Genomic DNA, 13,590 nt, shown 5'->3' with positions numbered 1-13,590 from the left:
AACTCAGGCTGCGCCGAGGCCGGGAACCAGGGATCCGGGGGCCTGCGCGCCCTTGTGGCTCGCGGTGAAGTCCAGCATGCGCTGTACCGAGCGCCGGGCGCGCGCGCCGAGTTCGCGGTCCAGCAGGATCTCGCCGCTGCCGCTGAGCAGCGCATGTTCCAGGCTGCGCAGCCCGTTCATGGCCATCCACGGGCAATGCGCGCAGCTCTTGCAGGTGGCGCCGTTGCCCGCCGTGGGGGCGGCGATGAAGCGCTTGTGGGGGTTCTGCTGCTGCAGCGCGTGGAACATGCCGGTGTCGGTGGCCACGATGATGGTGCTGCGGTCGGACTCGCGCGCGGCCTTCAGGATCTGCGAGGTGGAGCCGACGACGTCGGCCAGGGCGATCACCCCGGCGGGGCTTTCCGGGTGGACCAGCACCAGGGCTCCGGGGTACTGCTCGCGCAGCAGCTCCAGCTCCAGCGCCTTGAACTCCTCGTGCACGATGCAGGCGCCCTGCCACAGCAGCATGTCGGCGCCGGTCTCGCGCTGGATGTAGCCGCCCAGGTGGCGGTCGGGGGCCCACAGGATCTTGCGCCCCTGGCGGTGCAGGTCGGAGACGATGTCCAGCGCGCAACTGGAGGTCACCACCCAGTCGGCGCGGGCCTTCACGGCGGCGCTGGTGTTGGCGTACACGACCACCGTGCGGTCCGGATGGGCGTCGCACCAGGCGGCGAACTCGGGCGCCGGGCAGCCCAGGTCCAGCGAACAGGTGGCGTCGAGCTCGGGCATGAGCACGCGCTTGTCCGGCGACAGCATCTTGGCCGTCTCGCCCATGAAGCGCACGCCCGCGACCACCAGCGTGGAGGCCTTCTGGGCGGCGCCGAAACGCGCCATTTCCAGGGAATCGGCCACCAGGCCGCCGGTCTGCTGGGCCAGGTCCTGCAGGTCGGGATGCACGTAGTAGTGGGCCACCAGCACGGCGTCGCGCTCGGCGAGCAGGCCGCGGCAGCGTTCCATCAGCCCGGCGCGTTCGTCGGCCGCGGGCTCATCGGGCACGCTGGCCCAGGCTTCCTGGGTGCCGCACACGGGGCTCTCGACCTGGATCGAGATGGTCTGGTTCATGCTCAGGCTCCGGCAAAACGCATCGAGTAATCGGTGGCGACCACGTCCTTGGTCAGCTTCCCGATGGATATGCGGTCGACTCCGGTGCGCGCAAGGTCGCCGACCGTGTCCAGATCCACGCCGCCCGAGACCTCGAGCTCGGCGCGCCCGGCGTTCAGGCGCACGGCCTCGCGCAGCTGCTCCAGGCTCATGTTGTCCAGCAGCACCATGCGCGCGCCGGCCGCCAGGGCCTGCTGCAGCTGCTCCAGGGTCTCCACCTCGATCTGCACGAACACGTCGGGCGGGGCGATGGCGTGCGCGCGCTGCAGCACGGCGGCGATGCTGCCGGCCGCGGCGATGTGGTTTTCCTTGATCAGGATGCCGTCGTACAGGCCCATGCGGTGGTTGGTGCCGCCGCCCACGCGCACCGCGTACTTCTGCGCGACCCGCAGGCCCGGCAGGGTCTTGCGGGTGTCGACGATGCGCGCGCGCGTGCCCTCGACCGCCTGCACGTACTGCGCCGTGCGGGTGGCCACGCCCGACAGCAGTTGCAGGAAATTGAGCATGCTGCGCTCGGCCGTCAGCAGCGTGCGGGCGCTTCCAGTCACGCGCAGCACCACGTCGTCAGCGCGCACGCGCGCGCCCTCGGGCACCTGCCACTCGACGCGCAGGGCCGGATCGAGCTGGCGCAGCACGGCTTCCACCCAGGGGCGGCCGCAGACGATGGCCGGCTCGCGCACCAGCACGCGCGCCTCGGTGCGCGTGGACGCATCGATCAGGGAGGCCGTGAGGTCGCCGCTGCCCACGTCTTCGGCGAGGGCGTTGCGCGCATCCTGCGCGGCGACGGTTTGCAGACTGGGGCCGTTCATCAGCACGGAACTCGTTGGCGGGGTGGAAACCCTCCAGTTTAGGCCGCGGCGCGCGAGTCTGAAGGCGCGTCAATTTTCGCGGCCCCGGGGCGGGTTTCTCCCAAGATGTTGCGAGGGGTTACGCCCTTGACAACAGTATATTAGCAAAGACTAATATTGAGCATCCTCAAGGGAAGGAACGCTCATGGACCAGGCGGTTGATTTTTCTCGAATCCCAGTGACCACGCGGGCTCCGGCGGCTCGCGCGCCCGGTCCGGTTGCCGTGCCGATTCCGGTGGTGCCGCAGGCGCCGGCGGGTTGTTCGGCCAAGCGCGTCGCGGCCGGGGAAGTGGGCAGCGCGTGGCGCGGTGCCTCCGACTGCCGCAACTGCGGGGTGCGGCGCATCGCCCTGTTCGGCGCGCTGGGTGTCGACGATTTCCAGGAAATCCACCAGGTCATCGACGACATGCAGTTCGCCTCCGGACAGAACCTGTTCGGCGAGGGCCAGAGCGGCCAGTACCTCTACACGGTCAAGACCGGCTTCGTGAAGCTCGAGCGCGTGCTGCCCGACGGTACCCGGCGCATCACCCGCGTGGCGCGCCGCGGCGACCTGATCGGCCTGGAAGCCTTCATCCAGCAGCCCTACATGCACCACGCCTCGGCCATCGGCACGGTGCGGGTGTGCCGCATCCCGGTGGAGGTGATCCGCAACCTGGAGGAGCGCATTCCCAACCTGCGCCACGAATTCCTGGAGCGCTGGCACCGCGCGGTGCGCGAGACCGACGAATGGGCGCTGTTGCTGGGCTCCGGCACCATTCCGTCGCGCATGGCGCGGCTGCTGCTGCGCCTGGCGGAGCCCGAGCTCAACGACACCATCGTGCTGCCCAAGCGCAGCGACCTCGGCGCGATGCTGGGGGTGGCGCTGGAGACGGCCAGCCGCGTGATCGCCCAGTTCGAGCGCGACGGCCTGGTCGAGCACGTCGGCCCGCGGCTGTTCCGCATCAACCGCGCCGGCATGCAGGAGCTCATCACCCCCGCGCCGCGCCTGGCCGCCTGATCGAATTCAGGGTGCGTCGGCCCAGGCGGTGATCGCCTGCCACTGCTGCAGGTCGCGCTCGACCTGCGCGGGGCGCAGGTCCCACAAGGTCAGGCCGTGCGCGGCCATGTGGGCGTAATTGGTGGTCGGGCGCAACATGCCCAGCGTGGGATACGGCAAGGCCCGCAGGAATTCGCGCAACTGCTCGGCCGCGCGCGTGCGCTCGTCCACGCGCACCCCCACCAGGCCGATGCGCAGGTCCTTGAGCTTGCGCTGCTCGGCCACGCGGTCCAGGAAGTCCTTCGCGGCGTAGATGTCGAACACCGAGGCCTGCACCGGCACCAGCAGCCGGTCGGCGGCGCCCAGCACCTCGTCGAAGCGGCGCCCGTGCAGCCCGGCCGGGGTGTCGATGATCACGTGGCTGGTGCCCTGCGGCGGGCGCGCGACGCCGTCGGAGCCGATTTTCCAGCTGCCGATCTCCGGCAGGCTGGCGGGACGCAGGGACAGCCACAGCCGCGAGGACTGCTGGCGGTCGGCGTCGCCGAGCATGACCTTGTGGCCCCGCCAGGCCCAGTACCCGGCCATTTGCGTGGACAGCGTGGACTTGCCCGCGCCACCCTTGGGATTGGCGACCACCAGCACCGGCATGAGCGTCTCCCCGGCCTCCGACCCCGGCGGCCTTTCGGCGCTAGCTTATCAGTCCCCGGCGCCACCCACGACGCGCGGCCGGGGCACAATGTCGCCAGCGAGCCCCAGGCCCTGTCCACAGCCCTTCCGATGTTCAATCCCAGCAAGGACGAAGTCCGCAACTTTTTCATCGACGCCTGGCGCAGGCGCAGCACCGGCGTGCTGACCCCGCTGGAGACCCTGGCGGTGAGCTGGATGGAGCAGCACCCCGAATACCACGAAGACCTGTCCGCGCCGGACGCGCTGGAGCGCGACTACGGCGTGGAGGCCGGGCGCAGCAACCCCTTCCTGCACCTGTCGATGCACCTGTCGATCACCGAACAGGTTTCCATCGACCAGCCGCCCGGCATCCGCCAGGCCTGCCAGCTGCTGAGCGCGCGCCGCGGCGAGCACGAGGCCCACCACGCGATCATGGAGTGCCTGGGCCAGATGCTGTGGAGCGCCCAGCGCAGCGGGCTGCCGCCGGACGGCGAGGCCTACGTGGACTGCGTGCGCCGCGCCGCCACCCGGGACTGAGCGCGGCCCCGCGGCGCTGAGCCGCTGCCCACACCGGGCAAAGTCGATCAAGCCCGCGGGGACGCCCGGCGCCGGCCCGGCGGCGCGCCGCCGGGCTGCCTAGCATGGGCCCATGCCTTGGCCACGCCCATTCCCTGCATTTCCCGCACTTCCCGCGATTCCTGCATTCCCTGCCCTGCTCGCGGCCTGCCTGCTCGCGGCCTGCCTGGGCCCGAAGCTCGCGCTTGCCGCCGCCGCGCCGGCCGTCGCGGCCGGCACCGGCCCCGCGCCCGAAGCGGCCCCGCCCCGGGAGCCGGTGCGCCCGCTGGAATTCTCCTCCCCCGAGCACGCGTTCCTGGGTTCGCGCGTGGTGCTGCAACTGCCCGGCGGCCGCAGCGCCGGCGGCGACAGCGTGGTGCTGCTGCGCACGCGAAGCTCCGAAGGCACCGAGCTGGCGCTGAGCTATGCCGAGTTGCTGTACCTGGCGGGCGACTTCTACGGCGTGCCCTATGCGCGGGTGGGCGACGGCAAGCCCTTCGATTCGGCCTGGTCCGAGCGCAGCGAAGCCGCCAGCGTGGCCTTCCGCCGCGACCTGCTGAGCCTGTCCTACCAGGGCCATGTCGACGACCTGCCCCGGCTGCGCGAGCTCGAACAAGGGCTGATGCAGCGTTTCCAGCAGGCGCGCGAGCAGGGCCGCCCCCTGCCCACCGACCACGAGGACGACTGCGCCTTCATGCTCGCCACCGGCGCCGAGGCCTGCATCCGCAGCGCCTACGACCTGATGCACCTGTACGACTACCTCGGCCGCTACTTCGATCTGGCCAGCCGCAGCCAGGACCACTTCGGGGACAACGCGCAAAGCGCCTTCCTGGTGGGCCAGCGCCTGGCGCTGCAGCAGGCGCTGCACGCCCGCGGCGAGGAGGACCTGCTGCGCGCCTACCTGACGGCCGCCTTCGCCGCGCATTTCGGCAGCGACGCCTTCGCCGCCGGCCACGTGCGCACCGACAAGCAGGCCATCGACGAATACTGCTCAACGCGCTTCGGCGAGGCCCCGCTGGGCGGCTACACGGCCCAGGTGCTCAGCGGCGTGCTGGTCAAGACCATGCACGATCGCGAGAACCGCGACGGCATCGTGCTGGTCGGACGCGACGGCCGCCGCTGGACCGCGCATGGCGACAACTACCTGTCGCTACCCGGCGGCGAAGCCGAGATGCAGCCCATCGTGCGCAGCCTGCAGCTGGCCGCGGACCAGGTGTTCGAGGCCTACGGGCAACGCGGCCGGGCCGACGAGGCGAGCTACGTGGAGGACAGGATCGCCGCGCTGCGCCGCACGCTGCCCGACGTCGCCGCCACGCGCGACGCGGCCTCCGGCAACCCGCCGGCGCTGTTCGAGGCCCGCGACGGCAGCGTGATCTGGAACGACCCGGAGCGCACCAGCCTGCCGCTGAACTGCGACACCGCCTTGTGGCGCTACGCCCCCGACCTGGCGCGGGCCGCGGCTGCGGCTGCCTCGGCGCCCGCCGCTGCCTCTGCCTCCGCCTTCGCTTCCGTTCCCGCGGCATCCGACACGGCGGGCCGCGGCGCCGCGGCCGGGAAGGCCCCGGGGGCCGCCGGGGAAGCGGCGCGCTCCATCGACGTCACGGTGCGCCTGGAAAGCCCGGCCGGCGCGGCAGGCGCCGCGCCACGCCGCCTGAGCTGCGACTGGGGGCGCATCGACCACGGCGATTTCCCCGCCACCGACGGCCATTTCAGCCAGCAGATCAGCGCCCACCTGGAGAGCAACGGCGGCGGCACCGGGGCCGAAGGCGATCTGTACTGCCTGGTCTCCACGCCGGACCTGCGCGAGGTGGCCTGCCAGTTCGCCGTGCATTACGACAACCCCTACTGGGGCAGCGACAGCCAGACCCTGCGCCGGAGCGCGGGCGCCTGCACGGTCGAGCTCGACGACGCGGGGCGCGGGAACCACTGGCACCCGCGCGTGGTGGTGCGCTGAGGCCGCAGCGGCCCGGCCGCCGCGGTGCGCTTTACTGCAGGCCCTTGTCGAACACCTTCTGGAAGCCGCCGGAGGCGATTTCCAGGTGCAGCCACTGGTCGACGAAATTCTGGAAGGGCAGATCGTCACGCGGGATCAGATAGGCCTTCTCGCCGTAGGTGAAGGGGTGCTCGGGGTGCACGGCGCACAGCTGCGGATGCAGCTTGTGCTGCAGCAGGGTCTCGGTGCCGTCGGTGATCATCACGTCGGCCTTGCCGTCGACCAGTTGCTGGAAGATCGTGTTGTTGTCCGGATACACGATCACCTTGGCCTGGTGGATATGGGCCTGCACGAACTTGAAGTTGGTGCCGCCGGGGTTGGTGATCACGCGCACCGAGGGCTGGTCGATCTCGGCCAGGGTCTGGTACTTGGACACGTCGCCGCAGCGCACGATGGGAGTCTTGCCGTCCACCAGGTAGTGGGTACTGAAGGCGGCGGTCTTCATGCGCGCCAGGGTCACCGAGATGCCCCCCATGGCGACGTCGCACTTGCCGGCGTCGAAATCCTTCATCAGGGTGGGCCAGGTGGTCTTGACGAACTGCGCCTTCACGCCCAGCGCCGCGGCCAGGCTGTTGGCCTGGTCGATGTCGATGCCCACGTAGCTGCCGTCCGGCTGCAGGTAGGTGAAGGGCCGGTAGTCGCCCGTGGTGCAGACCCGCAGCACGCCCGACTGCATCACCCGATCCAGCGTCGAGCTCGGCTGCTGGGCATGGGCCGGCGCCCACGCCATGGTCGTTGCCGCCGCAGCGCACAAGGCCGCGCGGCGCAGCCAGTTCCAGGTTCCGTTCATGGTGTCTCCTTTTGTTTGGTATGGGCGCCCCGCCGAAGGGGGCGGGCCGCGGGCGAGACTATACGCAGGATGCCGCGGCCGCGCACACGGCGCGGGGCCGCTTGTCGGCCATCGGTAGATTCACGAGGCAATGCATGGCGTTTCCTGCATAACATCATGGATTCGCCCAGAACGCGTCCCGATATGTTGAAAAAAATCCGGCCGGACCAGGTCAGGCAGGGCATGTATGTCGCCAAGATCGAGGGGCCGTGGCTTCAGCACGGCTTCTGGCGCGGAGCATTCCTGGCGCGCGACGAGGAGCAGCTGCGGGCCCTGCGCGACCCGGGGGTGCAGGCGCTGTGGATCGACACCGCGCGCGGCGAGGACCTCGAAGCGGAGCCCGACGCGGCCGCCGCGCCGCAGGCGCCGCGGGTCCAGCTGATCGACGACATCTCCATCGACACGGCGCAGGCGCCGCAGCCGATCGCCGCGATGGACGCGACCCGGTCCGCGGCGGCGCCCTCGCCCAGGCGCCCGCTGCGCGAGGAACTGTCCCGCGCGCGCCGCGTGTTCCTGCGCTCCAAGCCGATGCTGGAGAGCATGTTCGCCCAGGCCCGGCTCGGGCGCTCGGTGGACACCGCGCGGGCGCAGGAATTCCTGGAGGAGATTGCCGAATCCCTGCAGGACAACCCCTGGGCCCTGCTCAGCGTGGTGCGCATCAAGCGCGCGGACGACTACACCTACCTGCACTCGGTGGCCGTGGGCGCGCTGATGGTGGCGCTGGCCCGCCAGCTCGGCCTCGACCGCGAGCAGACCCGGGTCGCGGGCCTGGCGGGCATGCTGCACGACATCGGCAAGGCCGCGATTCCCCACGACATCCTCAACAAGCCCCAGGCGCTGAGCGAAGCCGAATTCGAGATCATCAAGACCCATCCGCGGCGCGGCCACGAGTTGTTGCAGCGCGCGGGCGACGTGCACGCCACGGCGGTGGACGTGTGCCTGCATCACCACGAGCGCATCGACGGCACCGGCTACCCCGACGGCCTGGCGGGCGAGCAGATCAGCCGCATCTGCCGCATGGCGAGCATTTGCGACATCTACGACGCGACCACCTCCAACCGCCCCTACAAGGCCGGCTGGGACCCCGCCGAATCCCTGCAGCGCATGGCGCGCTGGGCGCCCGCGCACATCGACCAGGAAATCTTCCACCATTTCGTCAAGGCCATCGGGATCTACCCCGTGGGAAGTTTCGTGCGCCTGGACTCGGGCCTGCTCGGGATCGTGGTCGACCAGAACCCCGGGGAACTGCTGCGCCCGAAAGTGCGCGCGGTGTACTGCACGCGCAAGCAGGACTTCGTGCCGCCCCGGCTGCTCGACCTGGGCGGCCACGCCCGCGACGAGCGCATCGCCGGCCTGGAGCGCGCGGCGCGCTGGGGCATCGCCGACCCCTCGCTGTACCTGCGCGAGGAATGAAGGGCCGGCGCCCGGCAAGGGCGCCAGGGGCCGCGCCGGGAATTTCCTAAGTCGCGGCTAAGTCCCCGCGCCTAGGCTGTCGCAAACCGGAATGATTCCGGATTGCGTGCCGGCCCCGGCCGGCCACCGAGCCATGCCCCAAGCCCTGAACCCTCCCCCGGCCGCGCCGCGCACGGGCAAGCTGCCGCTGCTGGCCGCCTTCGTCCCCCCGTTGCGCAGCCAGCGCCTGCGAGCCCGGCGCCTGAGCCAGGCCGTCAGCCTGGCCACCCTACTGCTGGTCCTGGGCGGCTGCGCCGGCTACCGCCCCCACCCGCTGGCCGAGCAGCCCGACTCGCTGCAGGCGCTGCGCTCGCTGCGGGTCGACACGTCGCGCATCGCCTTGCCGCGCCTGGCCGCGCAGCCCATCGAACTCGACAAGCCGCTGCCGATGGGCACGGTGGCGGCGCTGGCCGTGCTGGACAACCCGCAGCTGCGCCTCGCACGCGACCGCCTGGGCGTGGCCCAGGCGCAGGCCTTCGCGGCCGGGCTGCTGCCGGACCCGAAGTTCTCCGCCACGCGCGATTTCCCGCGCCACAGCCCCGGCGCCACCACCAGCGCCTACAGCTACGGGCTGGACTTCGACCTCGGCAGCCTGCTCACCCGGCCCGCCGCCGAGGCGGCCGCGCGCGAGCATCTGGGCAGCGTGAACCTGGACCTGCTGTGGCAGGAGTGGCAGACCGCCGCGCAGGCGCAACTGCTTTACGTGCGCCTGGCCTCGCTGCAGGCGCGCCGCGGCCCGCTGCTGCGCGAACTGGCGCTGGTGCGCCAAAGCCTGCGGCGTACCCGTGCCGCGGTGGCCCAGGGCGATGTTCCGCGCGGCGACGCCGACGCGCTGTGGCTGCGCCTGCAGTCACTGCGCCAGCGCCTGGACGCCGACCAGCGCAGCCGCCTGAGCCTCGACGCCAGCCTGCACGCGCTGCTCGGGCTTGCACCCGGCGTGCCGCTGCCGCTGGCCGGGCTGCCCGCGATCCGGCCCGAGGCCTCGGCGCAGGCCCGCGCGGCGTTGGCTCGCGTGGCCGATATCCGCCCCGACCTGCTCGCGCTGCGCGCCGGCTACGCCAGCCAGGAGCAATCGCTGCGCAAGGCGGTGTTGGAGCAGTTTCCCTCGGTCAGCGTGGGCCTGAGCCGCGCACGCGACACCAGCGACGTGAACACCGTGGGCTTCGGCCTGAGCTTCAACCTGCCGCTGTTCAACGGCTCGCGCGGGCGCATCGCAGTGGCCCGTGCGACGCGCCGCGAACTGCGCGACGCCTACCAGCTGCGCCTGGACCAGACCCAGTCCGAGGTCGAACAGGCGCTGGCCCAGCTCCGCTTGCTGCGGCGCCAGCAGGCCGCGCTGCGCGCGGGCCTGCCCGCGTTGCGCGCCACGGCCGACGCCGCGAGCCAGGCCCTGGCCGACGGCAGCTACACGCTGCAGCAGGCGCAATCCCGGCAACTGGCGCTGCTGGACCAGCAACTGGCGCTGCTGAAGGTGCAACAGCAGCAGGCCGAACAGGCGCTGAGCCTGGAACTGCTCACCGGCGCAGGCCTGTATCGCGGCAGCGCCGCGTCCTCCGCATCCAATCCCTCCACATCATGAGCCTGCATCCTTCTGCCGCCGCGGCCGCCGTGCGGCGCCGCGGCTTCCCGCCCCGCAAGGCGGCCCGCATCCTGAGCCTGGCCTGCGCGCTGGCGGCAGCCGGCTTCGCGCCGGCGCACGCCGACGTGGCGCCCGCCGCGCCCTCCGCACTCGTGCGCACCGCCGCGCTGCAACGCGGCGTGCTCACGCGCAGCATCCGCTGCGTGGGCACCGTGCAGGCGGACAGCGGCGGCACGCTGAGCGTGGATTTCGCGCGGGCCGTGCGGGTGCGCCGCGTGCTGGTGCGTGCCGGCCAGAGCGTGCGCCGCGGGCAGGCGCTGCTCGAGGTCGGCAACACCGCGGCGGGCGAGGCCGGCTATGCGCAGGCCCGCGAGGCGCTGCGCTTCGCCAAGGCCGAACTGGCGCGGCAACTGCAGTTGCGGGCTCGCCAGCTGGTCACGCAGTCGCAGGTGGACGCTGCGCGCAGGAGCCTGGCCGACGCCCGCGCCGCGCTGGCCGCGCAGCAGGCGCAGGGCCTGGGCCGGAGCCTGCAGATCGTGCATGCGCCCTTCGACGGCGTGGTGCAGTCCCTGCGAGCGGCCCCGGGCATGCGCCTGGGCGCCGGCGCCACGGCGCTCGAGCTGGCGCCGCGCGAGGGGCTGCAGGCGGTCGTGGGCGTGGACCCGCGCGACGCCTCCGAGCTGGCCCCGGGCACCGTGGCGAAGCTGCGCTCGGTGTTCGACCCCGCGCAAGGCCTGCGCGCCACCGTGCTGGACGTAGCGGGGCGCGTCGACCCGGCCAGCGGACGCGTCGAGGTGCGCCTGGCGCTGGGCGCCGCGCCACGCTGGCTGCTGCCCGGGCTGGCCGTGCAGGCCACCCTGCCGCTGCACGCCTGGAGCGGCTGGCTGGTGCCGCGCCAGGCCGTGCTGCGCGACGCCGACGGACAGGCCTACGTGTTCCAGGACGACCATGGGCACGCCCGGCGCGTGGCCGTGCGGGTGGAAGGCGATGAGGGTGAACGCAGCGCCATCTCCGGCGCGCTGCGGCCGTCCCTGCCGCTGGTGGTGCTGGGCAACTACGAACTCGAGGACGGCATGGCCCTGCGCAGCGCCGCGGGCAAACCGTCGGGGCCGGCCCGATGAACGCTTCGCTATGGTTGCAACGGCACCGCCGCTCGGTGCTGTTCCTGGTGTTGCTGCTGGCCGCCGGCGGCATCCTGGCCGCCTTCAAGCTTCCGGTGGGCCTGTTCCCCGACGTGAGCTTCCCGCGGGTGGTGGTGTCGGTGGACGCCGGCGTGCGCCCGACCCGCCAGATGGTGCTGCAGGTCACGCAGCCGCTGGAGGAGGCCATCCGCCGCGTGCCCGGCGTGGTGACGGTGCGTTCGGAGACCAGCCGCGGATCGGCCGACATCTACGTCACCTTCCACTGGGGCGGCAACATGGGGCTGGCCGCGGTGCAGGTCAACGAGGCCGCCAACCAGGTGCTGCCGATGCTGCCGCCGGGAACCACCATCCGCAGCAAGCGCATGGACCCGACGGTGGATCCGATCATCGCCTACAGCCTCACCTCCACCACGCTGAGCCCGGTGCAGCTGTATGACCTCGCGCAACTCAGCCTGCGCCCCTTGCTGTCGGGCGTGGGCGGCGTCGGGCGCGTGCAGGTGCAGGGCGGCCGGCAGGAGGAATACCACGTGATCGTGGACCCGGCGCGGCTGCAGGCGCTGAACCTGGGCCTGGGCGACGTCGAACGCACGCTGTCGCAGGGCAACGGGGTGCAGGCCCTGGGTCATCTGGAAGACCGCTACAAGCTGCTGCTGGCGCTGGCCGATTCGCGCCTGCACGATGCCCGCCAGATCGGCGAGCTGGTCGTGCGCGCGACTCCGGCCGGCGTGGTGCGCCTGCGCGACGTGGCCAGCGTGAGCCGCGGCACGGTGCCGCAGTGGACAACCGTCACCGCCGACGGCAAGCCCGCGGTGCTGCTCAACATCTACCAGCAGCCCGGCGGCAACAGCGTGCGCATCGCGCGCGACGTGCGCCAGTTGCTGGCCGCCACCAGGCTGCCGGCCGGGGTGCACCTGTCGAACTGGTACGACCAGAGCCAGCTGGTCATCGACTCGGCGCTGAGCGTGCGCGACGCCATTCTCATCGGCGTGGTGCTCGCCGGCCTGGTGCTGCTGCTGTTCCTGCGCAGCCTGAAGATCACGCTGATCGCCATGGTCACGGTGCCGGCGGTGCTGGCGGCCACCGTGGTGCTGCTGTACGCGCTGGGCATGAGCTTCAACATCATGACCCTGGGGGGCATGGCCGCCGCGGTGGGCCTGGTGATCGACGACGCCATCGTGATGAGCGAGCACATCGTGCGGCGCCTGGGCGAAGGCGGCGCCGGCGCGGCGGGCGGGCGCGTGCGACACGGCGGCGTGATGCACGCGGCGATGGAGTATTTCCGGCCGCTGGCGGGGTCGAGCGCATCCACCGTGGTGATCTTCATTCCCCTGGCCTTCCTGTCGGGGGTCACGGGGGCGTTTTTCAAGGCCCTGGCGCTGACCATGGCGGCGGCCCTGGTGATTTCCTTTTTCGTGTCCTGGCTGGCGGTGCCGCTGCTGGCCGACCGCCTGCTGGGCGCGCGGGACATCGAGCGCGAACGCCAGCGAGAGCATGGACGCGTGCTCGACGCCTTCCAGCGCGGCTACGCCCGCCTGCTGCCGGCCCTGCTGCGCAAGCCCTGGCTGGCGCTGTTCGGGGTCGTGCCGCTGCTGGCCGCCGGCTGGATCGCCTACCACGCGGTGGGCAGCGGCTTCCTGCCGCGCATGGACGAGGGGGGCTTCGTGCTCGACTACGTCGCGCCGCCCGGCACCTCGCTGGCCGAGACCGACCGTCTGCTGGGCCAGATCGAGCACATCCTGCGCACCACGCCGCAGGTGCAGACCTTCTCGCGCCGCACCGGCCTGCAGCTCGGCGGCGGCATCACCCACGCCAACGAGGGCGACTTCTTCGTGCGCCTGAAGCCGCTGCCGCGCGAACCGATCTGGCAGGTGGAGAAGCAGGTGCGCGCGCGCATCCACGCCCAGGTTCCTGGCATCGACATCGACACCGCGCAACTGATGCAGGACCTGATCGGCGACCTCACCGCGGTGCCGCAGCCGGTGGAGATCAAGATCTTCGACGACAATCCGCGGCAACTGGCGGCGCTGGCCCACAAGACCGCCGCGGCGATCTCCAAGGTACAGGGCATCGTCGAGGTGCGCAGCGGCATCGTCGTCGCCGGCGACGCGCTGGACATCCGCCTCGACCCCACGCGCCTGGCCCTGGAGGGCGTGGACGCGCGCCAGGTGCAGTCGCAGCTGGCGGCGCTGATCGGCGGCAGCGTGGCCACGCAGCTCGAGCAGGGGCCCAAGATGGTGGGGGTGCGGGTGTGGGATTCGGCCGGGCTGCGGCGCACGCCGCAGGACATCGCCGCGCTGCCGCTGCGCGCGCCCGGCGGCCGCGTGTTCCGCGTGGGCGACGTGGCCGAGGTCTCGGTGCTCACCGGCCAGCCGGAAATCATCCGCGAGAACCTCAAGCGCATGGCCGCCGT

11 protein-coding genes are annotated in these 13,590 nt (G+C 71.9%); 7 read left to right on the top strand and 4 right to left on the bottom strand.

What is annotated here, in order from left to right:
- Nucleotides 1-3: 3 nt before the first annotated feature.
- Together nadA and nadC are read right to left on the bottom strand one after the other, a co-directional pair.
- A complete protein-coding gene (gene nadA, locus D466_RS0108060; RefSeq protein ID WP_018913206.1) occupies nt 4-1,101 on the bottom strand; it encodes a quinolinate synthase NadA in 1,098 nt (365 codons plus the stop codon).
- A gap of 2 nt (nt 1,102-1,103) precedes the next feature.
- Nucleotides 1,104-1,949 carry a carboxylating nicotinate-nucleotide diphosphorylase gene (nadC, locus tag D466_RS0108055; RefSeq protein WP_018913205.1) on the bottom strand — a complete coding sequence of 282 codons (846 nt, stop codon included), beginning with the start codon at nt 1,947-1,949 and terminating at the stop codon, nt 1,104-1,106.
- Nucleotides 1,950-2,133: 184 nt separating this feature from the next.
- Between nadC and D466_RS0108050 the strand changes: the two genes are divergently transcribed.
- Entirely contained in the window at nt 2,134-2,985 is an 852-nt protein-coding gene (locus tag D466_RS0108050) for a Crp/Fnr family transcriptional regulator (protein ID WP_156004117.1), read from the top strand.
- Nucleotides 2,986-2,991: 6 nt separating this feature from the next.
- Here the strand turns inward: D466_RS0108050 and D466_RS0108045 are convergent, their stop codons facing one another.
- Nucleotides 2,992-3,612, bottom strand: a complete 621-nt coding sequence (locus D466_RS0108045; RefSeq protein ID WP_018913203.1) for a ParA family protein — start codon at nt 3,610-3,612, stop codon at nt 2,992-2,994.
- A gap of 129 nt (nt 3,613-3,741) precedes the next feature.
- Between D466_RS0108045 and D466_RS0108040 the strand changes: the two genes are divergently transcribed.
- Nucleotides 3,742-4,167 (top strand): DUF1841 family protein, encoded by a 426-nt coding sequence (locus D466_RS0108040; RefSeq protein ID WP_018913202.1) that lies wholly within the window; start codon nt 3,742-3,744, stop codon nt 4,165-4,167.
- A gap of 295 nt (nt 4,168-4,462) precedes the next feature.
- A complete protein-coding gene (locus D466_RS0108035; protein WP_018913201.1) occupies nt 4,463-6,139 on the top strand; it encodes a hypothetical protein in 1,677 nt (558 codons plus the stop codon).
- Between the two features lie 31 nt (nt 6,140-6,170).
- Here the strand turns inward: D466_RS0108035 and D466_RS0108030 are convergent, their stop codons facing one another.
- Nucleotides 6,171-6,968 carry a transporter substrate-binding domain-containing protein gene (locus D466_RS0108030; RefSeq protein WP_018913200.1) on the bottom strand — a complete coding sequence of 266 codons (798 nt, stop codon included), beginning with the start codon at nt 6,966-6,968 and terminating at the stop codon, nt 6,171-6,173.
- A gap of 156 nt (nt 6,969-7,124) precedes the next feature.
- On the opposite strand from D466_RS0108030, the gene D466_RS0108025 reads away from it, so the two are divergent.
- The 4 genes from D466_RS0108025 to D466_RS0108010 all read left to right on the top strand — a co-directional run.
- Nucleotides 7,125-8,420, top strand: a complete 1,296-nt coding sequence (locus tag D466_RS0108025) for an HD-GYP domain-containing protein (protein ID WP_231385679.1) — start codon at nt 7,125-7,127, stop codon at nt 8,418-8,420.
- 133 nt (nt 8,421-8,553) lie between these two features.
- On the top strand, nt 8,554-10,038 hold the full coding sequence (locus D466_RS0108020) for a TolC family protein (protein WP_081629892.1): 1,485 nt from the start codon (nt 8,554-8,556) through the stop codon (nt 10,036-10,038).
- Nucleotides 10,035-11,159 carry an efflux RND transporter periplasmic adaptor subunit gene (locus tag D466_RS21070; RefSeq protein WP_018913197.1) on the top strand — a complete coding sequence of 375 codons (1,125 nt, stop codon included), beginning with the start codon at nt 10,035-10,037 and terminating at the stop codon, nt 11,157-11,159. The genes D466_RS0108020 and D466_RS21070 overlap by 4 nt, the downstream gene beginning before the upstream one ends.
- The coding region (locus D466_RS0108010; protein WP_038165724.1) for an efflux RND transporter permease subunit at nt 11,156-13,590 on the top strand (2,435 nt) is incomplete at its 3' end. The genes D466_RS21070 and D466_RS0108010, both read left to right, overlap by 4 nt.

The sequence above is a fragment of the Thiomonas sp. FB-6 genome (genome assembly GCF_000377645.1).
Taxonomy (GTDB): Bacteria; Pseudomonadota; Gammaproteobacteria; order Burkholderiales; family Burkholderiaceae_C; genus Thiomonas_A.
The sequence above is the reverse complement of the archived record's forward strand: the minus strand, read 5'-3'. Positions and strand labels throughout refer to the sequence as shown.

Coding starts and splice junctions, on each gene's coding strand:
- nadA (WP_018913206.1), bottom strand. CDS start 1,101: ATGAACCAGACCATCTCGATCCAGGTCGAGAGCCCCGTGTGCGGCACC.
- nadC (WP_018913205.1), bottom strand. CDS start 1,949: ATGAACGGCCCCAGTCTGCAAACCGTCGCCGCGCAGGATGCGCGCAAC.
- D466_RS0108050 (WP_156004117.1), top strand. CDS start 2,134: ATGGACCAGGCGGTTGATTTTTCTCGAATCCCAGTGACCACGCGGGCT.
- D466_RS0108045 (WP_018913203.1), bottom strand. CDS start 3,612: ATGCCGGTGCTGGTGGTCGCCAATCCCAAGGGTGGCGCGGGCAAGTCC.
- D466_RS0108040 (WP_018913202.1), top strand. CDS start 3,742: ATGTTCAATCCCAGCAAGGACGAAGTCCGCAACTTTTTCATCGACGCC.
- D466_RS0108030 (WP_018913200.1), bottom strand. CDS start 6,968: ATGAACGGAACCTGGAACTGGCTGCGCCGCGCGGCCTTGTGCGCTGCG.
- D466_RS0108025 (WP_231385679.1), top strand. CDS start 7,125: ATGGATTCGCCCAGAACGCGTCCCGATATGTTGAAAAAAATCCGGCCG.
- D466_RS0108020 (WP_081629892.1), top strand. CDS start 8,554: ATGCCCCAAGCCCTGAACCCTCCCCCGGCCGCGCCGCGCACGGGCAAG.
- D466_RS21070 (WP_018913197.1), top strand. CDS start 10,035: ATGAGCCTGCATCCTTCTGCCGCCGCGGCCGCCGTGCGGCGCCGCGGC.